Raw genomic sequence first — 26458 nt, forward strand, 5'->3', positions numbered from 1 at the left:
GCTCAGCTGAACATGTTCCACAGATACGGTGCGAGCACACCGACCACCGAGCCCACTGCCGCCACCTTGCCGCACATCGTCACAAACTCGCTCCAGTGCGCGCGATCGGCCCAGCACTCCGCCCCTTTCCACATCAGCACGCAGGCCGCAACGACGCCAAGGAACGAATAAAGCCAGATCTTGAAAGTGGTCGCGCCCTGCGTCGCCGAATCGAGCCCACCACCGGCGAATGCGAGTTCCGGACCGATTACAATGCCGATGGCCATCGACTGGCGCATATGGGTTGCGATTCGCCGCATTGATATGCGATATGAATAACCTTTCAGTTGTACTAATTTCACGGTCTTGGGCTTCGTATTGCAATACATGTCTTCTCCTTTTACGTGGTTGAGATCAGGCCGCGTCGCCGCGGCTCAGGTCAGTTGCAGTCGTTGTCGCAGGCGGAATCGCCGAATGCGTCCCATGACGGATGCGGTGCGTCCTGCCGTTGTTTTGGGCCACTACGTCGCGCGGAAGATGTTTTGGCATCGGGCGCTGCTGCGCGTGCTGGTCTGTCGGACTGACTGTCCATCACAACAGGAATCGCAGGAACGGCATTCGTTGAACCTGCCACCGTCTGGGCGTTGGCAACAACGCGCTGGACGTAACTGGTACCGTTGGCGTCGGCAGTCTCGCCGCGCGTGAAATTGCCGCTGTAGTAGCAGCTGATAGCAGCACGCAATGCCGGTGTGCCCTGCCCCATTGCTGCGACCGCCCGCTGATAGCACTCGTGCAGGATGGCGCCGCCCGCGCGCAGGTTTTCGCACGGGTCGAAGGCGGTTTCGTAGGTCAGTCCGTAGCGGGCAAGATTGGCCTTGTTGACCTGTCCAAGCCCCATGCTGAAATTGATGCCTTGCGCTTCGAGTGCCTTCGCCGTCGCTACGGCCTCTTCACGATCACGCGGCTGCCGAACAAGGCGGCCACCAACGACTCCGATCGCGTACGGATTGAAGCCGGACTCAGTCCTCACGACCGCCTGAAGCGTCATGGGGTGCACGTTCGGCGCGCATTGCTGGGCTAATGGGATGAAATCAAGCATGACTTCCCCCCCCTCGCCCACGTTATGTCGCCGGCTGTGCCCGAACGATATAATGGCTTTAGCCATTGTCGACCTCTCAGGTTCCAACAACTGGTCAGGTCGGCGCCGATGCTCGCTACATCGACGCCGACCGCTCCTACTCCCTCACCTGCCCTTCCCTGGCTGGCAGTACCTCGCGAAGATCTGGCTCGTGCGCATCCTCACGATTTACAACGCCGTCTTTCAGGCCCAGCAGGACCGCCGCGTTGTGCGCGTGGCCACGCTTGCCCTTCAGTCTGCCTTGCAACACGCCGCTCACGATGTTGCGGTGGATTCCGTGTTTTGCTGCCCAGCTCGAAACCGAAAGTCCACACCGGTCGAACTCTGCGCGTACGTCTTCCAATGTTTTCAGTGCCATGCGGCGGCCCGTATACTGAGCAAATTGTCCGTATGTGACCCAGTATGAGTCATTTTTTACACGTTTTCAACTAAAATCCCATTTATGACCCATTCGATCGGATCCCGCCTGCTTGAGGAGCGGGAGCGCCTCGGGCTGTCGCAGGTTCAAATCTGCGACCTCACCGGCGTGAGCCGAAAAACCCAGTTTTCTTACGAGAAAAGCGTTCGTCTGCCTGATGCTGGCTACCTGTCCATCCTCGCCAGCAACAATCTCGATGTGCTTTACATCGTTACGGGCAAACGCGCTCCCCGGTACGGGACAGTCGATGAAGAACTGCTGCGCCGCGTATTCACCACTGTCGAAACGGCCCTTTTAAAGGCTGCTCATTCGGTAGCTGTTGAAAAGAAAGCGAAGCTTGTCGCACTGGTTTACCAGACCGCCTCCGAGACAGGTCAGATCGACCCGCTCGTTGCACAGAAAGCAATCGACCTTCTTTCCTGATTCTTTCATTAGCGATGATCGACGCCATCGCACCGGAACGGTACTGACACTATGGCGCAGCGGTTATGGCGAATTCAAGCCATTGAATTAGTATGCGCAGAAAATATCGTAAGTTACGCTAACTATTTACCGCGATCGGGATACAGTGGATCCAACAATAGATTCAGTCGAGCAAACCGTGGGCGGCCGCCTTTTCGACAGCATCTGTAATTCTGGTTGCACCCGTTTTTCTGGTGATCCGCTGGTAGATGGTTTTATAGACCGTATGCTTGGACATTCCCAGTTGATCGGCGACGTGGGATGCGCTCGCGCCATCGCGCAGCATCCTGAGGATTTGTGTCTCCTGTTCGCTGAGTTCGTACTTTGCTTGCGCATCGTGGCGCACCTGCGACACGCGCCAGTCCAGGAGTTCCGACGACATGGCGCGCAACAGCACCCGGTTGTCCCACAGCACCCCCTCACCAGCGGGCGCCCGGACTGAATTGCTCACATGCAGTAGCCCGACCATGCCATGGCCATGGATATGTGCCGGGACAACGATCCCACTCGCAAAGCCGTGCATGCGCGCCTCCGTTACCAGCCAGTGATCGATGCGATGCACATTCACGTGCGACATAAGCGCAGGCGCTACATTCGTTCTGGCGTACACCACGCAGGGATCGTTCATATACCAGAGCCTTGCGATGTACTGTTGCGTCCAGCCAGGCCTGCAACCAACGAGGTAACGGGTCTCTACGGGATCGCCCGCGGCGGGAGTTGCACCGTCAAAACGGATCCATTGGTAAATGAACTGCATTCCGCCCAAACTCGCAGTGATTGTCCGCACCTTTGACAGCAGCGCGCCTTCCGTCGCGCACATTGAAAGCTCGCCAATCAATCTTACGGGGTCGCCGGTTTCGACCTGTTTTGGGCGATCACCTCCCGTCGCTGCGACGCACTTCTGCCGGATACGGTCATAACTCTCCTGCAGGCGGGTCCCATATGGGTCAGCCATCGCAAAGTCCGACAGATCGTCCGCGCTATCTATCGCGACAATCTGGCTGAACGACGCGCCGTCACTCCGGATCAACCTTCGTGTCAGGATGCAGTCCTGCGACAGACTCAACTCCACGCACTCGTTGAAAATGTGATGTTCATCTTCATGCAGTGGCGCGTGTGTAGCTTCCTCGATTACTTTTTCCCGCATCGACGCGTACCTCTACATCGATGAACTCGCCGCGGAGAAGGCATCGGTAACGAAACGACCTTGCACCTCAGCTCCGGGGAATTGCGTGAGCCACGTGAACTGCTCCTTGCTGTTCACACCATGAACGAGGACGCTCAATTCCATCTCGCTGCAGACGCCAACGATGCCTTTAACGAGTGCCCGGGAAACCGGCTCTGAAGGCACACGCGCCACAAGCTCTTCGTTGATGCAAAGGCCATCAACAGGCAGCTTCGCAAGATTCGGAAATGCCGAGTCGGCCGTAAGCGCAGCAAGAACCTGCACGCCTGTCGAACGTATCGCCCCCAGCCTGTCGAGGACATGCGCTGCGGTCTGATCCAGGCGGTGCTGGACGATCAACCGCAGGGCCGACGGCTCCATCGCTTGCTCACGCAAACATTCGGAGATACAGCCAGCAAGGTCACCATCAACGAGCTGCGCGTACGGCACACTCAGGGTAACGTGCTGGACACCCTGCCCGGCGGCACGCCACTCCTGCAGTTGCCGGCACGCTTCGGTCAGTTGGAACTCGCCGAGCTGGACGCCGAAGCCCGACGACTCAACCATTGAGAAAAGCTCGCGTCCCTCCAGGGGAGCGGCCCCATCCCGATTCCACTGCACCGATGCAAGAAGTCCGCGCGCCGTTCCGTCGACCGTGTAGCAGTCCCGGTAATCGAGGGCGAATTCCTTCCTGAGAAACCCATACTGCAGCGCCTGATAAAACTCCAGTCCGCGCTCAGCGCGTTCGGACAGTTCGGGCGTATATACATGACACGCGCTGATATCCTTGCCCTTTCCAACTGCTTTGGCGGCATACATCGCGAGGTCGGCACACGTCAGCAGATCGAATGCATTGTCCCCGTGTCGCACGTGCTCAACCACGCCAATGCTCGCCCGCATACGGTAGCTATTTGCGCGCAGCACATAGGCGAGTTCAAAGTCTTCTACGACGCGGTTTGCCAGTTCTTGCGCTGTGAAGCGGGCAAAGTCATCGCTAATGACGATCACGAATTCGTCGCCGCTGACCCGGATGACCTCCTCCTTATCGCTGCTGACGCGCTGCAGGCGTTTCGCTACCTGCTTGAGCAGTTGATCCCCGTCCTTGTGTCCAAGGGAGTCGTTGATTCGCTTGAAGTTGTCGAGATCGATAAAGAGAAGCGCGAGACGGCCAACGCTTGTCGGAGCGGACATCAGATGGTCGAGGCGATCCATCAGGTAGTTCCGGTTTCGCAAGCCAGTCAATGTATCGGTATTTGCCAGTTCAGCAAGCCGATCCCGTGCCCGTCGTTCTTCGGTGATGTCGATGCCCGAGCAGATTAGAAACGTGTCGTCAGGACGATCGCCCGTTCTGGCGAACTTGTTGCGGAACAGGAACAGCCGCGGACCTTTGATTGTCTTGATCGTCCGTTCAACCTCATACGCCTCTCCACGCCGGAAAAAACCCTCGATGTTCTGACGTGACTCGCTTGCGTCTCCTTCGGACATGAAGAGGCGCCATGCATTTTTGCCAATGACATCCGCTTCCTTGAGGCCGGAGAGTTCTTCTGCAAACCGGTTAAAACGCTGAATAGCGCCATCGCGACTCAGGATAACAACTAGCGAATTGACTTCTGACAGCACCGTCTCGGCAAATGACAATCCGCGTGCGAGATCGCCCGCCACGGCTTCGGCATTGATGCTTGGAGAAGCCGTGCCGGCCCACCTGGTCTGATCGACCTTCCGTCCCACTAGGTGCAGGCGAAACCGTTTTTCAAACAGCTGCGCGTCGACCGTCACGCTCGACGTGACGCCAGTAAGGGAGCGGATTTGTGCGGCCTGCCCGGTGGAAAGCATCACAGCAGCCGCAACGGGGCCGGTGATCGGACTGAGTTCGAGGGCGTTGCTGTCGCGAGACAGTTGCCAACGCGGGCTCAGTGTTTCAAACTGCGCGCGGAACAGGTCGATCGCTTCGTGTTCGTGCATGTCCATCCGAAGACCTTAAATCGTCTGAAGGATCGAACGGGACGTCTTTTACAAAACGTTACATGCTAGGCAATCATTTTTATGCGACTCGCATGACGGCATAAGGTGATGCATGCTTCATCGCCGTGGGCGTATTCGTCTACGGACAGACGCACAATGCTTTCCGAAGCTCTCCTACGGAAAGGACCGCTGCTGAACGCATCGCGGGCAGCTAACCTGCGGATGGCCACCGGCGAAATAAGAGCACGCGAATTAGCGGCGCCTCCATCCTTCCTCCTTACGCACGAGATATGCCGAGACATAGTGGCTGGCCAGTTCTTCCGCGCAGCGCTGTATGAGGTCCGCGACGCTGTCGACTGATTTAGGGCCGAGCACCATTACGATCACGATCTTGTCTGTCTCCGGCACCGTAGCGGACATACCGAAAGCGTTGATGAGGGGGACGGCAACGGGTCGAGCTTGTGTGAAAACACGCCGATCGCCTAGACTGGATTAACTCATTCAGCATGGGTGACCGGATGAAGCGATTTATAGAAGGTGAAGATCGCAAGCAGGTGACGCTGCTTCCGGAGTGTCTCGATGACTTCGTCGCAGAGGACAACCCGGTCAGGATTATCGAGGCGTTTGTAGAAGAGCTTGACCTTGCATCACTGGGCTTCGATGGAGCAATGCCGTCGACTACAGGTCGCCCGTCCTATCATCCAGCAGTGCTGCTGAAGATCTATATCTACGGCTACCTGAACCGGGTGCAATCGAGTCGGCGTCTTGAGCGCGAATGCCAGCGCAATGTTGAGTTGATGTGGCTGACGGGCCGTTTGGCGCCGGACTTCAAGACCATAGCTGACTTTCGTCGTGACAACGGCGTCGGCATTCGCGACGTGTGTCGCCGCTTCGTGATGCTGTGCCGTGAGCTGAAGCTGTTCTCGCAAGCGCTGGTCGCCATTGACGGCAGCAAGTTCAAGGCAGTCAATACGCGCGATCGCAACTTCACCGAGGGTAAGGTTGACAAGCGCCAGAAGCAGATCGAGGAGAGTATCCAGCGATATCTGAACGCGCTGGAAACTGCCGATCGTACGCAACCCGCTGAGCTGGAAGCGAAGACGACCCGATTGCAGGACAAGATCGCGCGCTTACGCGAGCAGATGCGAAACCTCGATCAGATCAAGCAGCTACTCAAGACGCAGCCTGATGGCCAACTCTCGATGACTGATCCCGACGCGCGCTCCATGGCGACGAGCGGCAAAGGCTCGGGAATGGTGGGCTACAACGTGCAGGTGGCCGTTGACGCCAAACATCACCTCATCGTGGCTCACGAGGTCACAAACTCTGGCAGTGACCGGGCGCAGCTTAGCCCCATAGCAAAAGCTGCGCGCGACGCGATGGGTAAGACCAGACTGCGGGCCGTCGCCGATCGTGGCTACTACAGTGGGCCTCAGATCAAGGAGTGCGCCGACGCGGGGATTTCGGTCATGCTGCCGAAGCCGACAACATCAGGTGCGAAATACCATGGCCGATTCGACAAGGCAGACTTCATCTACATTGCGCGGGACGACGAATACCAATGTCCAGCTGGAGAACGGGCAATTTACCGTTACACCAGCGAGGAACACGGGATGCAGCTACACCGATACTGGAGCAGCGCCTGTTCGCAATGCAAAATAAAGTCACAGTGCACGCCCAGCGGCCAACGACGGATAAGTCGATGGGAGCATGAATCGGTGCTGGAAGCAGTTCAACGTCGGCTGGACAAGACGCCTGATGCGATGACCGTGCGCAGGCGAACCGTCGAACATGTCTTCGGAACGTTCAAGCACTGGATGGGTTACACGCACTTCCTGACGCGCAGGCTGCCCAACGTGGGGACCGAGATGAGTTTGAACGTACTCGCCTACAATCTCACTCGAGTGCTGAGAATCCTGGGCTTCAGGAAGACGATGAAGGCGATGCGGTTGGTGGGTGCATGAGCACCCCGTAAGTCCTGAACCCAAGCCCTTAAACTCGTCAGAACGTATCAGAGGGGTACACCCTCTCGTCGGCGCCGTGATAGTCGCAAAGGCGGTCAAACGCACCGCTGGGGTCAGCAGTCACGCGTCGCATTGTAGTGCCATCGGGTTTCCACACACCCTGGGTCGCGTGCTGCCGATCGCGACCGTGTGAGATTCGGGCGGTCCATGCCGTTTGCATGAGGCAGTGATCGGCCAGTTTGAGTCACTCAGGCACGACTCGCGAATGTCGGGTCGCAGGACGACAGGAGACGTTGGCCGAAAATGTTTCGATGTGGTGACGTCTGTCATCTGTCGGCTGTAGTTGCTGATCTAGAATGCTCGCGACGAGGTCGTGCCCGGCTCCCCTGATTCCGTCCACGAACGCGCGCGATTGTGAGCGGCCATCCCCACGCTTCACCCCGACGGAAATGCGCCCGCATGACGATCTAGCCCTGGTCCTCCAGCTTGCGGTCAACTTTGATGAAGCCGCGCACGTCGTCGCCCCGGCAAGGGTGACGCGTCGAAGTTGCAAAATTCAGGCGCACTTGCCAGCGATGCCTGCCTCATTTAGCACGACGGCATTGCCGCCACGGCTTTTGGCCTGGTACATCGCGTGGTCGGCATTGACCTGCAGGGTCTGTTCGTCCAGTCCGTCGTCCGGATAAAAAGCCACGCCGATGCTGGCCGAAACTCCCAGGATGCAACTTTCAACTGCAAAGGGTTCTTCGATAGACTGACGCAGCTTTTCGGCGATCGAAACCGCGTCTTCAGCCTCATTCACGACCGGTAAAATGGCAACGAATTCGTCTCCACCGATACGCGCGATAGTGTCCGATTCGCGTAGGCATTGCTTCATACGCTTGCCGATGCGCTGCAGCAACATGTCGCCCACGGCATGTCCGTAGCGATCGTTGACCGGCTTGAACCCGTCGATGTCGACAAACAGCAGGGCGAATTTCGTACGCGAACGTTTTGCGTTGAGTATGGCCTGCTTAAGCCGGTCGCCAAACAGAATGCGGTTAGGGAGATCGGTGAGGGGGCAATGCTGGGTGAGATAGATGATGTGCTGCTCGGCTTTCTTTCTCTCCGAGATATCCCGGAAAACCACGGTTACCCCATACATGTTGCCGGCGTTATCGCGCAAGGGGGCGCACTTGTATTCAACGGGAAAGCAGGTATTGTCCCTGCGCCAGAATACGTCCTCCTGGACATGGCGGTACTTGCCATCCGATAGCGTCGCATGGATCGGACAGTTTTCGACAGGAAAAATTGAGTTGTCGGCGTGATGGTGGTGGATAGTGTCGTGTCCGAGCCTTCCGACCAGACTGTCGGCATCTTCCCAACCAAACATGATCATGGATGCGGCGTTCTCGGCGATGATCACGCCGTGCATGTCGAGGACATGAACCCCCTCACTGACCGAGTTCAGGATATTGTTCAGCGTGCCGTTCGCCGTTTCCAGTTGACGCCTCACTGTCGCCGTCCTGACCATGGCGAGGATTTTCGCTTTCACGAAATCTTCAGGCGCTGTTTGCGAAACAAGATCGTCAGCTCCAGCCTGAATAACGGTGACAGGGTTTTCCAATGAATCTGGAGCGGTGAGTACAACTATCGGTGTCCATGGCAATTCCTGCATCGCCTCGATCACCCGGATCTTGCCGGTAATCTCGAGTCCCGACATGACGCGCACATCCATATCCATCAATATCAGATCGACGCGTTCAGTGCAGAACGTATCGAGTGCGTCGCGTCCATCGGAGGCGACGATCACGTCGCAGCCGGATGAAGACAGGACAGGCTTCAGGAAGGCGATAAAAGCAGGGGTTACACCTGCAAACAGGATCTTCACGACTGCGACCTCTGAGAAGCGCGAAGCCAGATACAATCGGGGACAGAGATACTGCCGAAGCAGATGATGCGCCAAGCCTGGAGCATCATCAAGCGGCACCTCGCGAGTCCCCGGCCAGTCTTCAAGTGCATCCGCCGGCGCCTCCGACGGCAAAAGGTCGGGAGAACAGATGGTCCGTGGATGTGTAGTGCTAGCCCACGATCAGACGACAAGCCGTTAAGGCGTTTCTTGATCCACTGGTCGGCTCCAACATCGATGAAGCCGCGCCCAGTACATCTCTGCCAGATATTAACGACCGGCTCGTTCAATGCGTCTGAAACGGGAGCGTGAATACCTGCGCCGAGTCCAGCAAACCCTGCGCTTGCTCCTTCAACGTCTGCGCCGCAGCGGCCGACTGCTGCACCAGCGTCACGTTTTGCTGCGTGTTTTGCTCAAGGTTCCCGATCACGCCACGTACTTCGCCGATCTGCTGCGTCTGAGCACGGCAAGCCTGGTGCATCGCTTCCATGATGTGCGTGACGCGCTGCGATGCTTCGACGATGTTGGAGATCGTCGTGCCTGCCGCATCGACCTGCCGCTCCCCCTCGCTAATCCGCGCGCTGCTCGCGCCGATAAGTTCCTTGATTTCCTTCGCGGCAGCTGCGCTGCGCTGTGCGAGCATGCGCACCTCGCTGGCGACGACCGCGAAGCCGCGACCGCCGGCACCGGCTCGCGCCGCTTCGACTGCGGCATTCAACGAAAGCAAATTAGTCTGGAATGCGATCGAATCGATGACGGAGATGATGTCCTCGATGCGGTTCGACGATTCGCTGATCGCGCGCATCGTGTTCACGACCTGACCAACCACGGTGCCACCCTGTGCTGAGGTAGCCGAAGCGTGCTTTGCCAGTTCGTCGGCGTTGCCCGCGCTTTGCGCATTGGCCGCCACGCTGGAGTCGAACTCCTCGAGCGCGCCGCTCGCCTGTTCGAGCGCAGCTGCCTGCCGCTCGGTGCGCGTACTCAGGTCGGCGTTACCCAGCGCGATTTGCTCCGTGGCAGCCGCGACGCCCTGAGCGGCGTCGCGCATTTGCGTGACGATTTCGGCGAGCCTTTGCTGCATGCGCGCCATCGCTGCGATCACGCTTGACGTATCGCCGGGCCGCAATTCGATCCCGCGCGCAAGGTTGCCTGCGCGGATCGATTCGGCCAGCTCGACCACGTCGCTGGGCTCGGCTCCGAGGGACTGCGTGATGTTGCGCACGGTCGCGTAGACGACGGCGATGCCAACGCCGCACGCGAGCAGCGTCAGCACGCTCATCAACCAGCGAAAATCAGTGCTGATCTTGCGCGCCTCGGCGCCTTCCTGCTGATCGAGGTGTTCCTGATAGTCAATCAGCGCGTTGATCCCAGCAAGCCATTCGACAAGCGCGGGACGCGCATCATCGAGCAAAATCTTGCGTGCGCCCTCAACGTCGCCCGCTTGCTGCAAGCTGATCAACTGCTGGATCAGCGGCAGGCTTTGCTCCCGCGCGGCGTTGACACGTGCATAGATCGCCCGTTCCTCCGCGGTGATGTCGGTACGTTCAGCATAGATCCTGGCGAGCGGTCCAGCCGATTCCTCGTACTGGCTCGCGAGCACATTAATGTGATTGATGACCGAAGGCAGTTCCGCCGCGGATACAAGCGTCACGTCACGCACCGCGATGGAGCGGTCGTGGACACTTCCGCGAAAGTTGATTGCGTAACGTTCCTTTACGCCGTTTACGTCGATGATGTCGTCGAGTCGCGCCCGAACCATCTCCACCCGGCTGATCGCGATGACCGTCAGCGCGACGAGCGCAATGAGAACCACGCCGAACCCTGCGATCAACCGCGCCCGAATGGTCAATGTCTTCCTGTTTGTGTTCATGGGGTTCCCCGCGTGCTAACGTAGCCTTGACTTGTGTGGACCGTTGCTGGGCAAGCAACCCTGCGCGGCGCGCCGTCTCTGTTTCGGGGTCTAATAATAACAACAAAATCTCTTTTCGATACTCTATTTATATTGCGATTAAAGTATCAATTGACCTTGACTATCGAGATCCGCAGGCGTACCGCAGTTGCCTGCCGTTGCGTGGTCACCCGAACAGGAATCCTGGATCTTCGCTGCATCGTTCGTGCCGGCGCCCTTTCCTCCGCCGCTCGCCCTCTCACCGGGCAAATGGCATCTTTCGAGGTACAACGGTCGTCTTTTCTTCGGCGTCCGGCAGGTCTTAGCGGTCCTTCCAGATTGTCTTTTGCGGTCCCATGCGATCAGACCGTCAGCGTAGGACGGACTCGGCGGCCTCCGGCTTGCCATAAAGCCAGCCTTGGGCGAGTTCGATACCGCAACCCTGCAATGCGGCATGCTGATGTTCTCGTTCCACGCCTTCGGCGAGCACCAGGCAACCCAGCTTGCAGAGCCGCTCCGCTGACTCACGAATCGCGGCCATAAAGTGCGAGCCCTTGTCGGCGTTGCGTATCACCGTGATGCAAAGTTTGACGATGTCCGGCCGCAACAGGCGGACGGTATCGAAGTCGGCGAACCCGCATCCTGTGTCATCCAAAGCCAACCGAATCCCCAGGGTGCGCAACCGATCGACCACTTCCACCAAACCCTCTGCTTCGTTGAGCGGCAGGTGCTCAGTGAGTTCGATCATCACTTCCGGTCTGCCGGCTAATGCCAGCCTGTCCGCCGCAAGGGCCAAGGCATCAGGGCCCAAATTGATGGTCAGGAAGGCACCTGGCGGTAGTTTGTCTTTAGTGCGCTCGAGAGCCAATTCGGCACACAACAATTCCGCATCCACGGTGCGCCCGGCGGCGTAGGCCGCATCAAACAACTTATCTGGGCGTTCAAGAGGTGACCCCTTCGGACCTCGGGAAAGGGCTTCGAAACCAACCACCGCACAATCGCTGACGCGCACGATCGGCTGCAGAAATGTCTGTATGCAGCGGTGCGCTAGAATCGCTGTCACGTCGGTAGAAGATCCTGTCTGCTCCGCAACCTGACGTTGGGGTTGAGACCTCAACTGGTCTTCGGTCCATTGAGTCCAGCATGCCTTTGCATCCCGCTCGCCTGTTTCGGAGGACATGAGGAATACGGACATGTTGGCGATGATGCGAGCGCCCGTCGCGCCGCCGAATACAGCCAGCAGTGACTCCCGGATCAGGTTGCGCCCCGCGCGCTCTATGGCATCCGCCACTTCCCTGGCATCTCGCGGCAGGCCGTCCGAAAGGACACGAAAGCATGCCGCCCACATTCCATCGGCAGCACAACCATATCGGTCAATCACCGCATGTTGAGCCAGCAAACGCGTGAGCAAGCCATCTGCTGCTTCGCCAAAATCGGCCATCGCCTGGCGGGCTGCTTCATCACCGAAGATTTCAGACAGGTGCACGCTCTGCGCAATATTCACGCTCAGGACGCCAATGCTTCCGGTCATTTGCGACAACCCCGATCGCCGCGGCACGTACGCTTCAGCGACTTCATTTGCATGTATCAAACTATTTTCTGGATCTGGTGAGTATCCGGTCCGTGAGATTCATGCCCTGTACGATCCGGATCCGGTAAAGCTGCCGTGTGTCGCGTCAGACGACTATTTCGCGCAAAGGGCAGAGGACCCGGGAATCATGAGCATCCCGTTTCTGTTTTGAATCCTGCTGCTGACCATACTTGATCAGTGTGCCTTCACCAACATGACATGATCCGGTCGTCGAGATGGCATCTTTGTCATGTCTGCCCCGACCGTCGAAAAGTGGTCGAACTTCGGACATTCGCACGCTTATGTCGAAAGGCAAATCCGGGTCGAACCCAGCCGAGCGCGGTCGTCGCTGATCGACCGCAATCGGTTCGTAATGGGGTTTCCGAAAGTTGACGATCACTTGATTTGTTTGTATTAGATGACCTGTTGGATAGTTGATCCGTTGATCCAGGGAGGCGTGTCGTTGCTGTTTATGCTCTGCAATAACGCAAGGCCGCCTCTATCTCATAGTTTTTTTGAAGGGGGGACTGAATGGTGCACCGCGCGCGCTACGGAGCCGTGGCCCAATTCTTCCACTGGGCGACGGCGGTTTTTGTCCTGGTCGCCTTCACATTTGGGCCCGGAGGGTCCGAGCAGCGGGTATACGCACACGCCCGCGACTTCGACCGACAGCTCCACGAGACGTTGGGTTTGTGCGTGTTCGCGCTTGTCGTAATGCGCGTACTGTGGCGGATGCTCGACACGCAACCGAATCCTCTCCAAGTTTCGCTTTGGATGAGCGTTGCGGCGAAGGCCGTGCAATGGACGCTGTATCTGTTCCTCTTTGCGCTCCCGCTCACCGCGATCACCGGCGCGTGGCTCGAAGGCATCCCCTGACGCTCCTCGCGGGACTGGAGATTCCACCATTCTTCGGGGTTTCACACAATGCTGGCGCGACCGTCGCGACGGTTCACACCTGGCTAGGCGATGCGATCCTATGGGTCGCGGGGTTTCACGCGCTTGCCGGGCTCTACCATCACTTTGTCCTCAAGGACAACGTTCTCGTCTCAATGCTTCCGCGCTGGCTTCCCCTGCGGCGATCGAACGGTGATTAAGGAATGCATGACAGCTTCGGGTGGAATCCGAGGTTCGTCAGGAGACTCAGTTCGTTAAGCGTTGTTCGATGCCTGCCCTTGTCCGCAGCCCATGAGTAAATGAGGACGCATGCGGGCAGGCGTTGGACAAGGCTCGAGGGAGGAAACCGCGGAGTGAACCGACGCGGCCGGAAACTTGGGCGGCTATGGGGAATAAAGCGAGCTCACCGTCAGCCTTGCCACCGGATGCTGAAGCGAACCTGGGTCGGGATGGTGTCGAAGGCGCTTTCGAAGGTGTCGCCCGAGATGATGTGACGATGCCGCGATCGGCGCCAGGGGCTGCCTGGAGCGGCAGACGCGAGTGTCTCCTGTTGGCGCTCGTTGCCGAAGAGCCGACAGTCGGAATGAAGATTCTGGTCATTTACGCTCATACGCTGCCTCGGAATGTCGGGGGCGCGCGAATCGGATTGGTGCGCAGGAGGATCTCGATGATGATCATCGGGGCGCCGCAGTGTTTGCAGACAAAGGTCGGCGCTCTGGTATCCGCAGATGTGTCATCGCTGGCGTCAGTGACTGCTGGGGCGTGCAGCAACGCACGTATGCTCGCCAGGTTCTGCCGTCGCACCGGATTGGCAAGCAGCCCATAGTGACGGATGCGGTGGAACCCACCGGGCAGCACGTGCAGCAGGAATCGACGCATGAACTCACCGGCCTCTAGCGTCATGGTCTTGTAGCGGGTGCGCCCTCTGGCGCGGTAATCCTTCCAGTGGAAGGTCACGCCCCGTTCATCGAGCGCGATGAGTCGCGGTTGGAGATGGCCACGCGATGCGTATAGCGCGACAGATACGCGAGTACGGCCCCGGGTCCGGAGAACGGGCGCTTCGCATACACCACCCATTCACACGCGCGCAACGGCGCGAGCCACCGGCCGAAGGTAGCCCGATCGGCGAGCGCGGCATACTCGCCGAAGAAGCGTAGCTGGCCGCGACCATGCATTGCCGCGAGTTCTTCCAGGAAACGGCGCCGGAACAGGCGCGAGAGCACGCGCACCGGCAGGAAGAAGCCGGGCCGGCATGCGACCCACCGCTCGCCGTCAGGCGACAGGCCTCCACCAGGGACGATGCCGTGCACGTGCGGATGGTGCGTCAGTGCCGAGCCCCACGTATGCAGCACCAGCGTCGCGCCGATCTGCGCGCCCAGATGCTTCGGATCGGCGGCGATGGTGCGCAGGGTTTCGGCGGCAACATCGAACAGCAGGCCGTAGATCACCGCCTTGTTGTACCAGGCGATCGCGCTGATCGCGGCGGGCAGCGTAAAGACGACGTGGTAGTACTCGACCGGTAGCAGATCGGCCTGACGTGCCTCGAGCCACCGGTGCGCGGCGCTCGCCTGACACTTCGGGCAATGGCGGTTACGGCACGAGTTCTAGGCGAGCTCGATCTGTTCGCATCCGGAGCAGCGCAACACATGTCCACCCAGTGCCGCGCTGCGGCACTGTTCAATGGCCGACATCACCTTCAGCTGTCCCAGGCTCAACTGTACGGTTTGTCGCCACGCGGGCCCATGCGCGCGGAAGACGTCCGCGACTTCGGGCACGGAGGTGCTCTGTGTTTCAGGTGCGGTGCAGGTTCTCCAGCGGACTGGTGACTTCGCGCAGCAGGTCGGTGGCCACCTGCGCGTAAAGCGCGGTGGTCTCCAGCTTCTTGTGGCCGAGCAGCACCTGGATCACGCGGATGTCGACCTTCTGTTCGAGCAGGTGCGTCGCGAAACTGTGCCTCCTATCTACCCGGCGACATAGGCGTCACTATGTGCCGTTCCGGACTATGTCGGGTAATCCGGAGATAGCGCGGATTTCACTGGCGATTCAAGTGATCGGCTGGAGATAGTCTTGGCTCCTTCCACCAGCCCCGCATGTCGGGAAGGAGCTCATCGTGAAGTACGTCGTCCATAATCAGGTTGTGCTGTCGCGAGCGCCTGAAGGGCCGCTTGCGGCCTATATCGCATCATTTGCGAGATCGCTCAGTGAGCAGGGATACAGCGCTGGATCATTGCAGCAAGTACGGATCGCAGCGGGGTTTAGCCGTTGGCTTGAACTGACGGGTCTCGGAGTGCGCAGCATCTGCGCTGACCACGTGATACGTTATTTACGATATCGTGCGCGACATGTTCGGCCCCGCCGGGGGGACCAGGCTGCGCTCAGACACCTCATTGATTTTCTGCGCCAGGAGCAACTGACTCCTGCGGAGCGGGTATCACTGCCCCGACTGCCGTCTACTGAGTGCTGCGTACAGGCATACGTGACGTACTTACGCGAAGCGCGTGCCTTGGCCACAGCGACGATCGTCAACTACGTGCCGTTCGTCCGCGGCATCCTTGAAGACTGTTTCGGTAAAGGACGCGTCACACTTTCTCGCCTCTGTGCTGGCGATGTCGTGAGATTTGTACAACGTCAGGCGCCGCGTTTGCAGCCGAAGCGTGCGAAGCTTCTGACCGCTGCGTTGCGATCCTTTCTACGTTATGCGCGCTATCGCGGCGACATTACACTGGATTTGGCCGCCGCAGTTCCAGTCGTGGCCAACTGGTCGATGCCGTCAATCCCACGTGGGATCGCCCCAGATCAAACACGGCAGTTGTTAGCCAGCATCGATCAGCGAAGCGGAACCGGTCGTCGAGACTATGCCATTTTGCTTTTGCTTGCTCGATTGGGGCTGCGCTCCGGGGAAGCAGCGTCGCTTGAGCTGGATGATATCGACTGGAGCGCGGGACGTTTGAGTGTGCGCGGTAAAAGCGGGCAGCGCAACGAATTGCCATTGCCCGTCGACGTCGGCAAGGCGATCGCTACATACCTGATTCGTGGGCGACCGCGTAGTACTTGTCGTCGTGTATTTTTGCGCGTCCGGGCTCCGATCACAGGGTTTAGCGGGGTAAGTGGGGTTGGTTCGGTTGTGCGGCATGCTCTCCAGCGCGCCGGCATCGACGCTCCAACCATGGGGGCTCATCAGTTCCGTCACGGATTGGCCACCGAGATGCTGTGCCATGGTGCCTCGCTCGGTGAGATAGCAGAGTTGTTGGGGCATCATCACCCGCAGACCACGAAGATCTACACCAAGGTCGACATCAAGGCATTGCGTACGCTGGCTGTGCCGTGGCCGGGAGGTGTGCAATGAACACGCTCCGGCAGGCAGTTGCTCAGTATCTCAGTCTTCGACGCAGTTTGGGATTCAAGCTGCACGATGCAGGCAAGGCGTTACTCGATTTCGTCACCTTCATGGAACAGCATCGCGCCCCCTACATTACCCAGGCATTGGCTCTCACCTGGGCGCAACAGCCATTCGAAGCCCAACCCGCACACTGGGCGAAACGACTCAGCTTCGTACGCGAGTTCGCACGTCATCGCAGCGCCACCGATTCGCGCACGCAGATTCCAGCGCAAAGCCTGTTGCCGTTCCAACCGAAACGGGCTCGACCGTACCTGTATTCGGACGATGAGATTCGCGACTTACTGCGGGCCGCACTTCAAATACCATGCCGCTATGAGCGTAGTGCACTGCGGCCCCGGACGTTCTACTGCCTGCTTGGGTTGCTGAGTGTGTCGGGCATGCGTCTCGGGGAAGCACGCAATCTTGAGCTTCGGGACGTGGACCTCACCACTGGGGTGCTAACAATTCGTGGCACCAAATTCGGTAAGTGCCGGCTCGTGCCTTTGCACGACTCGACTCGCGAGGTGCTCGCCGACTACATAGTGCGACGTAATCGTCATTGGGCCGGTCGGCCAGTGTCCTCCTACCTGTTCGTATCCAACCGGGGCAATCGTCTGGACGACGCCGGGGTACATCGGACTTTCTATGCGTTGTCACGACAGGTCGGTCTGCGCGGCGTTTCCGACCATCATGGACCACGTCTGCACGATATGAGGCACGCATTTGCGACGAACACGCTCGTGCACTGGTACCGGTCTGAACAGGATCCAGCGCGTTGCCTGCCGATTCTGTCAGCCTACCTCGGCCACGTCCATGTCGCCGATACGCAGTGGTATTTAAGCGGCTCACCGGAACTGATGCACGAGGCCATGCGCCGGCTCGAACAGCGCTGGGAGAAGCAGCCATGACCACGCCCGCCAGCTTCGCTCCGCTGCTCGAGCGTTTCTTCACACAGCGACTGATGCAGCAGCGCCAGGCGAGTCCCCACACAATCAGTTCCTATCGCGATACCTTCCGTCAATTTCTGAAGTTCGCACAGCAGCGTTTGCATAAGCTACCGTCACGCCTGAATTTCGAGGAGATCGATGCCTCTTTGATCGTTGCGTTTCTGGACGACCTGGAGAAGCACCAGGGCGTTAGCATTCGCAGCCGCAATCTGCGCCTCACGGCAATTCACTCCTTCTTCCGTTACGCTGCCCTCGAAGCACCGGCGCATTCCGCACAAATCCAGCGAGTGCTTGCTATCCCCAGCAAGCGCTTCACCCGCAACTTGGTCAACTTCCTGACGCGACCGGAAGTCGATGCCTTGCTTGCAGCGCCTGATGAGCGTACCTGGTCCGGTCGGCGTGATCACGCCTTCATACTGGTAGCTGTGCAGACGGGACTACGCTTGTCCGAAATGACCGGACTCAAACGCGAAGACCTTATCCTCGGAACCGGCGCGCACGTGCGTGTGATCGGCAAGGGCCGTAAGGAACGCTGCACTCCCATCGCCAGATCCACGCTCGCAGTGCTGAAGCGCTGGCTACGAGAACCTCAACGCGGGAGTGGTGAAGTGCTGTTTCCGAGTGCCAGAGGCGAACGTCTGAGCGTCCACGGTGTGCAGTACCTGCTAAACAAGCATCGCGAGGCTGCGTCCCGAGTTTGCCCTTCGTTGAAGCAGAAACGGATCACCGTCCACCGCTTGAGGCACACGATGGCCATGGAACTTCTGCAGGCCGGCGTTGATCGTTCAGTGATCGCGTTGTGGCTCGGGCATGAATCGGTGGAAACCACGCAGATCTATCTCGAAGCAACCCTTGCGATGAAGGAGCAAGCCCTTGCGAAGACATCTCCGCCACGGGGCAAGTCGGTTCGCTACCGGCCGCCAGACCAGCTCCTCGGCTTCCTGAACAGTCTGTAGGATAGACAAACTATGTCGCGTGATGCAGAGGGCTGCCTTGCGCGACGACGCACGAATATGGGGTGATCGTAAAAGCCCGGTCTCGTTACCCGACATAATCCGGAACGGCACATAGTGGCGCAGCGTGTGCATGGACACGCGCTTGTCGATCTGGGCCGCCTCGGCGGCGGCATGAATGGCGGTTCAGTTGCCGGGTGCTGAGCGGGTCGATGGGATCGAGCCCGGGAAATAGCCACCCGCCGTCGGGCATCTTGCCCTGGGCTCGGGCCACACGCCACCAGACCCGCAGGCGTTCGAGCAGTACGGGAGAAAGTATCGCGTAGCGGTCCTTACGGCCCTTGCCCTGTTCGATGCGCAGGGTCATACGTTGGCCGTCGACGTCCGTGACCTTCAGCCCCACCACTTCACTGACACGCAGCCCGGTGCCATAGGCGAGCGAGAGGGCCGTCTGGTGCTTGAGGTTGCCCGTTGCGGCGATCAGCCGCCGCACTTCATCGGGGCTGAGCACAACGGGCAGTGTGCGGGGTACGCGCACGGGTTGCATCCGGGCCATCAGTTCCGGTTCGTGGAGCGTGATCTCGAAGAAGAACTTCAGCCCGGTGATCGCGGAGTTCAGCGACACCGGTGACGTGCCGTGATCGACCAGATGCAGCTGGTAACCCCGCAGGTCCTCGACGGTGGCAGTATCAGGCGAGCGCCCAAGGTATCGGGAGAACTCGCGCACGATGCGCAGATAATTGGCCTGCGTCTTGGGGGAAAGCTGGCGCATGCGCATGTCGTCGATCATGCGCTGACGCAGCGGGCTGACGTTCGGTTGGGAGGTCATGATTCGGCTCCTGCTGGAGAACGAGGCGGATCGCCTCATTCGCCAACATACGGAACCGCGCAGCCGACCCCTCACGAACCGCCGCGCTTAGCCGGAGCCCCCTACCGCGCGAGCGGCTTCGTTCTTCGGCCACAAGCGGTCCTTGGGGCACACTGTCTCTGTGACAGTTGAACGGCGGCTGGGCCTTTGGAAGCGGACGTCCGATAACGTCTCGGACAGTTCCGTCACCGCTGTCCGGTCATCTTCTCCGGCCCCAGCCACAGGCTGATTTCGCCAGCAGTCCCAGATTGCCGCATTAAGCAGCGGACGCAGGACGTCGATCGCATGCACGAGACCGCGTCCGCGTGCTTGGCCCGATCACTGGCGGGCTGCTGCAGAACAGGTGAAACTGCGACGGCTGCTCGGCTGTTCAAATCCGCTCGAGGCTAAATTCAGTCACTGCGTTCGCGAGAATTTCCACAGCCTGATCGGTAACAGCATTGTAAAGTGACGCCCGCAGACCGCCAATTGAACGATGCCCTTCGATTCCGACGATACCCTGTTCACGGGCTGCGTCTATAAATGCACTGTCGAGCCGCGAATCGCCGAACGTGAACGCCACATTCATCTGCGAACGCCAGCGACGGTCCGCGTGAATTGTCACGCCCCCTTCCAATGCGTCGAGCGCGTCGTACAACCTCTTTGCCTTTCTTTCATTAATGCTTTGCATCGTTTCGAGACCGCCGACGTCGAATCGCAGCCAGCGCGTCACCAACGTCAACACGTAGATCGCAAAGACGGGTGGCGTGTTGTAGTTGGAACCATGCGACACGTGAGTGCGGAAATCGAGGATGGCTGGCAAACCCGCTGGAATCCGTTCAAGCAACGAACGTTTGATTACAGCCACCGTCACGCCCGCCGGTCCCAGGTTCTTCTGCGCGTGCGCATAGATCATAGAGTAAGCGTCTGGCCGGATCGACTTCGACAGAAAATCGGATGACATGTCCGCGATCAACGGCACACTGGTCGCCGTTTCGCAATGCGGAAATTGCAAACCTTCCACAGTCTCGTTCGACACGTAATGCAAATAGGCAGCCGAATTGGAGATATCTAACTGACCGAGATCGGGCAATTGACGATACCCGGTTGCGCGCCCGTCCCACGCCACTTTTCTGCTGGTGACCTTCTCCGCCTCCGATGTCGCTCGGCCGCTCCAATAGCCGGAGGTGACGTATTCCGGCGGCGCGAATGCGCGCCCGGCGAAATTCATCGGAATCATCGCGAATTGCAGGCTACTGCCTCCTTGCTGGAAGGTAATCGCGTAGTCGTCGGAAATGCCAAGCAGCGCGCGCAAATTCGATTCGGCTTCGTTCAGTATCGAGCGGAACCAGTCCGAACGGTGGCTCATGCCAAGTACGGAAATACCGGTTTCCGGCAAAGCGGAGATCGCGACTCGCGTCTGTTCAAGCACAGTTTCGGGGAGCGCTCCGGGCCCCCCGGAAAAATTCAATGCATTGGATTTCACCAGGCCTCCACAGCCGTCGGGTTGGGCTTAAATTGCGAGCGCGGCGCGGCGCGGCGCAGCATTTGTTCAAAGGCGTGTGCGATTCGCCGGATTTGCGGCACCTTGTAAGGGAAAAGTTCCGGGTCGTCCATGTCATGCACGACCATTCCCGTTGCGATTTCGAATATGAGCAGTCGGCCATCGTTCGCTTCGGCGCAATCGAAGCCCACATAGTCGAGACCGGTCAGTTCGGCGACATGGCGTAACGCATCGCGATGACGCTCCGCGAATTCGGCATCGAAACTCGCCATCATGCCCGCCTCTTCTTCGCGTCGATTCGCGTGGGCCATCATCTCCGCGTAGGGGTAGTGAACCATCCAGTCTTTCGAAATGCCCATGTGGCAAACGAACGGTTTTCCGTCGATCATGACGATCCGGTATTTGCGGAACAGGCCATCTGCGCTGCTGTAGTCGATGAAGGGCGCCATGTAAAACTCCTTGGCCTCCGAATTCTCCAGATAGCTGCCAAGCGCCTGTTCGTCGCATATCTTTTCCAGTCCTGTTCCGGCGTGCGATCCTAACGGCCGGATGATGAACGGGTAGTCGTTCTTCAGCACCTCGGGCAGGTTGAGTGCGCCCGAAACGGCCTGGCCGACTTGCTCGCGCGACAAGCGTACCGTGCGAGCCATGCAGATACCATGCGCCGCGCCCAAAGTGGCATATGCGGTATCGCGCATCGTCTTCATCACATGCTCAGGCCGGTTCAGGACCCGGCAGGCGGTGCCGCTCACCATCGACGAAATCTGCGCAAGTACATCCGCTGACTCATCCGATGCGCACGCCGCGACGAAGATCACGTCGTGCTCGGGCAACGCGGTGTTCGCGAGCGGTCGCGCATCGGCGTACAGGACGTCAATCTGCACATCGGCGTTCTCAAGCAGACATTCGAGGGGTGTGTTCGCCATCAGATCGCCGGGAGCCTTAAGCACCAGCACCTTCAGTGCACACGGTAACGTGCCGGCGCGCCTCAACCGGAAATGCCTGGTCATCTGCAACGCTTGCTGCTGGACCGCCAGCGCACTCTCCTTCTGGTATTTCATTTGCAAGACAAGCGACAAATCGAGCAGCGCGTAGGGATCGTCGTGCTGCCTCACGTGATCGAGCAGCAATGCGCCCAACTGCGTCAGATCCTGCCCTGCAGTCGCTGCGCGCAGCAACGGAGCCAGCCCTATTGGCTGGTGCATCCACGGATGCTCGGCGTCAGGGGAAGGTGGAACTTGGACTGTGTTCATTGTTGCTGGTCGGGTCGAATGAATCTGGGAAGCGCAGCAGTGCGCTTATCGCGATATCGGCGTGAGCAGTTCGGATCAGTCGCGGCGTTCCGGAGTCGTGGCGCGGGCAGAGGGCCGCATCTCGCTGATGAGCCCGATTTCTTGCTCGAACCATCCCGCCTCCATCCGCTCAACCGTCGTGGCTTCTTGCTTCGACGGAGAGACGGCAGTGCTGGAGTTGTTGACTATCAATGACAAACCTGGCGAACCGGCACGTGGTCTTGTAATCGGCATATATCTCTTCGGTAGAAATCGCAGCCATCTGTAGAGGCAGAGTGCCCTGGTGGCTGCATTGTTTCCATGACGAGCCATCATACGAGTGGCACACAGATCCGGAACCGGAGAATAGAGCGGCAATTTGCCCTCTACTCACAACTATTCAAATAACAAGAAGCGACAAGCTTTCACAGAGAAAGGTTTGAGCCATAGATGATTGTCCTGGATTACGGCAGCCAGATCACGGCGCGCATCGAGCGCCACATGTCGGTGCGACTCGTGCCCTTTGTGCGACTGACTTTATCTGGCGCACGGCCTCCGGCTATGGCATTCGCGTCATTTGTGCTGCACGCGACGAGACGCCGAGAGCTGCTTGGACCAAGCTGCGATCGAGAGACGGGACGCGGAGACTGAACCACTCCGCTAGGGGACGTTGCATGCTCGACTCCGCGACGGACGGCTGCGGGTCGGGTAGCGACCGTTGCTTCCACTGCGAGACGCACACTGGATCTCCCTTCAACTGGAAGGAGATCATCATGGAAACGCAGAATGGTCGCGCAGGCAACCGTGTGCCGTGGAACAAGGGCAAACTCACCGGCCAGAAGCCGCCGTTGAAGCTTCCGGAAATCTGGGCGATTCGCACCCGACTCCAGATGTCTTCGAACATTCGCGAGCTGGCTATGTTCAATCTCGCAGTTGATAGCAAACTTCGGGCATGCGATCTGACGCGGCTGCAGGTGCAAGACGTCTGCCAAGGCGCCCACGTCGGATCGCGGGCAATGGTAATGCAGCAGAAGACGCAACGACCGGTTCAGTTCGAGATCACGGAGCAGACTCGTCAGAGCCTTGAGACGTGGATTGGGGCGCGGGAATTGAAGTCTACCGACTATCTATTCCCAAGCCGATTGCATGCGTCGCCGCATCTGTCGACACGACAATATGCCAGAGTGGCTCATGGGTAGGTCGCATCGATCGGACTCGACGATACGGCGTACGGAACCCACACTATGCGCCGCACCAAGGCTTCGTTGATCTACCGGCGAACGAAGAACCTGCGGGCGGTGCAGCTACTGCTCGGACATACCAAGCTCGAAAGTACAGTGCGTTACCTTGGCATTGAAGTCGACGATGCCCTCGAGATGGCGGAGCAGACCGAGGTCTGACGGCAACATGGCCGGCGAGCGGACGCTAGCCGGCCATGTTGCCGCTCGCCCAAGTTACAGAGTGGCCACTCGAACGGCCGATTTCAGTTCGATTCCCGTCCGATGCCCCAACCTCGAATATCGGTCAATGCAGTGACTGGGCCACATCGCCCACTATGCGCCGCTGCCGACCCCGGTGAGCGCCTGAGCAACGAAGGCCTGCTGACCCGTGCGAGATGCGCTTAATGACCGAAACGATGGGAAGCGTCATTTTCGGAGAAAGACTGCTGTTCGGCAATTTCGGTAGCGTCGACTACCCGATTGCGACCGCGTACCTTCGCCTGGTATAGGGCTGTGTCCGCCAGTCCCAACAGCGCGGGCGCCGACTCGGGCGGATCTGGGAGCGTCCTGGCCAGGCCGACCGAGACGGTGACGGATGCCCTGCCAGGTGATGCCGATCGGATCCCACGTTTCTCGACAGCGGCTCTTAGCGACTGCGCGACGCGCAGTCCCGCCGCCGGTTCGCAAGCCGGAAGAACCACCACGAACTCTTCGCCACCGTAGCGCGCGACGAAATCGCCCTGCTGCCGCAGGGTGCCTGATAGTGCCCCCGCGACTTGCTTCAGGCAGTCGTCGCCGGCCATATGTCCGAACGTGTCGTTGTACTGCTTGAAATGGTCGACGTCGATCAGCAACACGCAAAACGACTGATTGCGGGCCGAAGTTAATGAAAAATCACGCGCGAACCGGTCGTCAAAATAGGCACGGTTGAAAACGCCGGTCAGGCCGTCGCGTGCAGAGGTCTCAACGAGTTTCCGGTGCGTCTCTGACAGTCGCCGGTACAGGCCCGTGGTCTCGTAGATGAGCATGCCAAGCACTGCGCTCGATGACACCATCGAGGCTACACGCGCTGCGTACCACCCAACGCTGTATCGCGCGCCCGCCGAAAGGGTGAGCGTCACGTCAATGAGCGCGCCGAGGAGCGCGACGGCGAGCCACAAGTCCATCAACGAGCGCACGCGGGTCGTCGACACATGCAGCCGCAGGGCCGCGAGGCAGAGCGCTTCGACAACGAGCCCTGCTCGGCTGTCCGACAACTGGGTGTACGAGCCAGATGTCGCGACCAAAGGCGGGAGGTGAGATTGTCCGGCGGTGGCGAGGATGCACAGTCCGACCGCCACAGCGACGGCGCCAACTGCGACGGCTCTGGCACGAGCACGGTGCGTCAAGCTCGCCGGAACCGACCGAGCGAGCAAGGATGCCGTGACCAACGCGGGAAAGCCGCCGTGCCAGAAAACCCAGATCCATACCGCCGTCTGCGGTCCTGCGCCTAACAGGCCGGTAGGCGAAAACACGCCCGGAAAGACCAGCAACTGGATCGCGGCGATGGCACCGGTGAACGCATAGGCGCCGCTGAGCGCCGCGAACAGCAGCCTGCCCGAGACGGCGTATTGTGTCCACAGTAGCAGGGCCGTCAGGGCTTCGGTCAGCGTAACCCAGGTTGAGAACACCGGGAGAAACGGCGGAACTACCGGGCCCGAATCTTTGGCGTATGGCCAGACCAGAGCGGCGGCGGCAGTCGCAAGTACGGCGACAACCCCGACCATAACTTTGTGTCGGTGCGTGGACGGCAGGTGGATAAGCGTCGTTTGCATTGGAAAAGAGGCGCAAGTGTGGCGGGCGCCACTATAACCCTTGCCGCAGAGGGAAGCCTCCGTATTGACGGCGGTATGCGGAACTTCTTGAGCCCCGGCCGCCCCTCAGGCGGGTCGCCTTTGTCCGTTCAATTCCAACGCGGTGTTTTTCATTACTGCCGCGAACCAGGTCCAATCGGACATGTCAGGCACTCCCCGGGCAATGGAAGCATCGATACACCGCTGCGACAAGACTCCTTGGATTGTCGATTCGCGCTATTAGTCGGTCATCAGCTCGCAAGCAAAGCACGCCCTTCGGCTAGCCAACGACCGGTGCGCGCTTGAAAGCCGCCACGCTGGGACGATGAACCTTGTCGCTGACGGGTCGCATGCGGCCGATCGCTCTCAGACAGAGGTCAGGCAAGCGCATTCTGTGGGCATTTATGCTCCGAAGTAGTCGAGTTCAGGCGTCACGCGCTGAAGATCTGCGACCGAGAGCGTTATGCGTTCGCCTGATGCAGATGCTGCTCCAAATTGTTGCACGGTCCTTAGAATTCGGCGTTTGTTCAACTCGAACGCGAGTCGCACCTCCTGTACAGTCTCACTGCGGGCGCCAAGCTCTTCGCGAACGACTTCAAATGCCAAGGCGAAGGCGCAGTATCCCCAGCCGAACCCGTAGGCGGAAAACCACACCGCAGCCGAGTCGGCGCAAAAAATGGGGACGGTAATGACAGTACGTGGCTGATCCATCGCATTCACCTGCATCGACGATAGCGTGACATCAAAGTGTTGCACAGCGACCTTACAAACGCGGGGCTTCTGCCGGCAAGAAGTTACCGCAGCGATGGAATCTGACAATCGCTGCGGCTGCAGTGCGAACGGCCGGAAAGCACCCATAGCCGCCTAACCAGCGCCGACATCTGAATGTCGGCGACGGTCGACTTGAGCCGGATCCGGTCTGCTCGATGGCGTGCTCCGCCGTTGGTCATGCGTCGGACCGGGCCCGGCCACAACCCGCCGTTCACATGCGTCGTCGATTGGACGTTCGGGCGCCGGCTCTGGCCCGTAACCGGCCTTCCGATTGTCGAAGACGAATGCTCCGTCATCGGCCATTGCGGTCGTTGGTTCATCAACGGGTCAACGGCCGGTATAAGTTCCTCAGCTGACAACGATCGACCAATCCTGCCGGACGGCCGCTTTGACCGTCGCAGAGTGG

The 26458-nt window shown here is 59.3% G+C and carries 19 protein-coding genes and 4 pseudogenes; 8 read left to right on the forward strand and 15 right to left on the reverse strand.

Translation table 11 applies throughout. The features are described 5' to 3' along the window. Positions 1–2: 2 nt before the first annotated feature. The 3 genes from RI103_RS37920 to RI103_RS37930 all read right to left on the reverse strand — a co-directional run bounded on the left by RI103_RS37920 (position 3) and on the right by RI103_RS37930 (position 1475). Positions 3–266 carry a hypothetical protein gene (locus RI103_RS37920; RefSeq protein ID WP_310819723.1) on the reverse strand — a complete coding sequence of 88 codons (264 nt, stop codon included), beginning with the start codon at positions 264–266 and terminating at the stop codon, positions 3–5. Between the two features lie 152 nt (positions 267–418). Continuing rightward, entirely contained in the window at positions 419–1078 is a 660-nt protein-coding gene (locus RI103_RS37925) for a lytic transglycosylase domain-containing protein (RefSeq protein ID WP_310819724.1), read from the reverse strand. A 136-nt stretch (positions 1079–1214) separates the two neighbouring features. Then, complete coding sequence (locus tag RI103_RS37930) at positions 1215–1475, reverse strand: DNA-binding protein (protein ID WP_310819725.1); 261 nt, start codon at positions 1473–1475, stop codon at positions 1215–1217. An 84-nt stretch (positions 1476–1559) separates the two neighbouring features. Here RI103_RS37930 and RI103_RS37935 point away from each other — a divergent pair, with 84 nt between their 5' ends. After that, positions 1560–1958, forward strand: coding sequence for a helix-turn-helix transcriptional regulator (locus tag RI103_RS37935; protein ID WP_310819726.1), 399 nt, complete (start codon positions 1560–1562; stop codon positions 1956–1958). Between the two features lie 163 nt (positions 1959–2121). On the opposite strand, the gene RI103_RS37940 is transcribed toward RI103_RS37935, so the two are convergent. After that, complete coding sequence (locus RI103_RS37940; protein ID WP_310819727.1) at positions 2122–3144, reverse strand: autoinducer binding domain-containing protein; 1023 nt, start codon at positions 3142–3144, stop codon at positions 2122–2124. A 12-nt stretch (positions 3145–3156) separates the two neighbouring features. Beyond that, positions 3157–5130, reverse strand: a complete 1974-nt coding sequence (locus tag RI103_RS37945; protein ID WP_310819728.1) for a diguanylate cyclase domain-containing protein — start codon at positions 5128–5130, stop codon at positions 3157–3159. Positions 5131–5642: 512 nt separating this feature from the next. On the opposite strand from RI103_RS37945, the gene RI103_RS37950 reads away from it, so the two are divergent. Continuing rightward, on the forward strand, positions 5643–7088 hold the full coding sequence (locus RI103_RS37950; RefSeq protein ID WP_310819779.1) for an IS1182 family transposase: 1446 nt from the start codon (positions 5643–5645) through the stop codon (positions 7086–7088). 556 nt (positions 7089–7644) lie between these two features. Here the strand turns inward: RI103_RS37950 and RI103_RS37955 are convergent. From RI103_RS37955 to RI103_RS37965, 3 genes are all read right to left on the reverse strand, one after another. Beyond that, a complete protein-coding gene (locus RI103_RS37955) occupies positions 7645–8958 on the reverse strand; it encodes a diguanylate cyclase domain-containing protein (RefSeq protein ID WP_310819729.1) in 1314 nt (437 codons plus the stop codon). 304 nt (positions 8959–9262) lie between these two features. After that, entirely contained in the window at positions 9263–10846 is a 1584-nt protein-coding gene (locus RI103_RS37960) for a methyl-accepting chemotaxis protein (protein ID WP_310819730.1), read from the reverse strand. Between the two features lie 388 nt (positions 10847–11234). Then, positions 11235–12395 (reverse strand): EAL domain-containing protein, encoded by a 1161-nt coding sequence (locus RI103_RS37965; protein WP_310819731.1) that lies wholly within the window; start codon positions 12393–12395, stop codon positions 11235–11237. 570 nt (positions 12396–12965) lie between these two features. Here RI103_RS37965 and RI103_RS37970 point away from each other — a divergent pair. Together RI103_RS37970 and RI103_RS39880 are read left to right on the forward strand one after the other, a co-directional pair. Beyond that, the gene (locus RI103_RS37970) at positions 12966–13310 is read left to right on the forward strand and encodes a cytochrome b/b6 domain-containing protein (protein ID WP_310819732.1); all 345 of its coding nucleotides are present in this window, start codon (positions 12966–12968) and stop codon (positions 13308–13310) included. After that, positions 13235–13528 carry a cytochrome b gene (locus tag RI103_RS39880; RefSeq protein WP_409077091.1) on the forward strand — a complete coding sequence of 98 codons (294 nt, stop codon included), beginning with the start codon at positions 13235–13237 and terminating at the stop codon, positions 13526–13528. Before RI103_RS37970 ends, RI103_RS39880 begins: the two co-directional genes overlap by 76 nt. 406 nt (positions 13529–13934) lie before the next feature. Here the strand turns inward: RI103_RS39880 and RI103_RS37975 are convergent. Both RI103_RS37975 and RI103_RS37980 read right to left on the reverse strand, forming a co-directional pair. After that, a pseudogene (locus tag RI103_RS37975) lies at positions 13935–15103 on the reverse strand (IS91 family transposase). A gap of 16 nt (positions 15104–15119) precedes the next feature. Beyond that, a pseudogene (locus RI103_RS37980) lies at positions 15120–15284 on the reverse strand (tyrosine-type recombinase/integrase); the annotation flags it as partial. A gap of 154 nt (positions 15285–15438) precedes the next feature. Between RI103_RS37980 and RI103_RS37985 the strand changes: the two are divergent. Genes RI103_RS37985 through RI103_RS37995 form a run of 3 tightly spaced genes read left to right on the forward strand, consistent with a single transcriptional unit; the run spans position 15439 to position 18610 of the window. Next, entirely contained in the window at positions 15439–16674 is a 1236-nt protein-coding gene (locus RI103_RS37985; RefSeq protein ID WP_310819733.1) for a tyrosine-type recombinase/integrase, read from the forward strand. Continuing rightward, on the forward strand, positions 16671–17615 hold the full coding sequence (locus RI103_RS37990) for a tyrosine-type recombinase/integrase (RefSeq protein WP_310819734.1): 945 nt from the start codon (positions 16671–16673) through the stop codon (positions 17613–17615). The genes RI103_RS37985 and RI103_RS37990 overlap by 4 nt, the downstream gene beginning before the upstream one ends. After that, a complete protein-coding gene (locus RI103_RS37995; RefSeq protein WP_310819735.1) occupies positions 17612–18610 on the forward strand; it encodes a site-specific integrase in 999 nt (332 codons plus the stop codon). Before RI103_RS37990 ends, RI103_RS37995 begins: the two co-directional genes overlap by 4 nt. A 114-nt stretch (positions 18611–18724) precedes the next feature. Here RI103_RS37995 and RI103_RS38000 read toward each other — a convergent pair. The 3 genes and pseudogenes from RI103_RS38000 to RI103_RS38010 all read right to left on the reverse strand — a co-directional run. Beyond that, positions 18725–19436 (reverse strand): annotated as a pseudogene (locus RI103_RS38000) (tyrosine-type recombinase/integrase); the annotation flags it as partial. Between the two features lie 409 nt (positions 19437–19845). Then, positions 19846–20940, reverse strand: coding sequence for a 3-phosphoserine/phosphohydroxythreonine transaminase (gene serC / locus RI103_RS38005; protein WP_310819736.1), 1095 nt, complete (start codon positions 20938–20940; stop codon positions 19846–19848). Further along, positions 20937–22211 (reverse strand): RimK family alpha-L-glutamate ligase, encoded by a 1275-nt coding sequence (locus tag RI103_RS38010; RefSeq protein WP_310819737.1) that lies wholly within the window; start codon positions 22209–22211, stop codon positions 20937–20939. Before RI103_RS38010 ends, serC begins: the two co-directional genes overlap by 4 nt. A gap of 791 nt (positions 22212–23002) precedes the next feature. Here RI103_RS38010 and RI103_RS38015 point away from each other — a divergent pair. Then, positions 23003–23629 (forward strand): annotated as a pseudogene (locus RI103_RS38015) (tyrosine-type recombinase/integrase). Positions 23630–23850: 221 nt separating this feature from the next. On the opposite strand, the gene RI103_RS38020 reads toward RI103_RS38015, so the two are convergent. Both RI103_RS38020 and RI103_RS38025 read right to left on the reverse strand, forming a co-directional pair. Then, positions 23851–25263 carry a sensor domain-containing diguanylate cyclase gene (locus tag RI103_RS38020; RefSeq protein ID WP_310819738.1) on the reverse strand — a complete coding sequence of 471 codons (1413 nt, stop codon included), beginning with the start codon at positions 25261–25263 and terminating at the stop codon, positions 23851–23853. 420 nt (positions 25264–25683) lie between these two features. After that, positions 25684–25992, reverse strand: coding sequence for a hypothetical protein (locus RI103_RS38025; RefSeq protein ID WP_310819739.1), 309 nt, complete (start codon positions 25990–25992; stop codon positions 25684–25686). Positions 25993–26458: the final 466 nt, after the last annotated feature.

Origin of the sequence: Paraburkholderia sp. FT54 (assembly GCF_031585635.1) — a bacterium.
Taxonomy (GTDB): Bacteria; Pseudomonadota; Gammaproteobacteria; order Burkholderiales; family Burkholderiaceae; genus Paraburkholderia.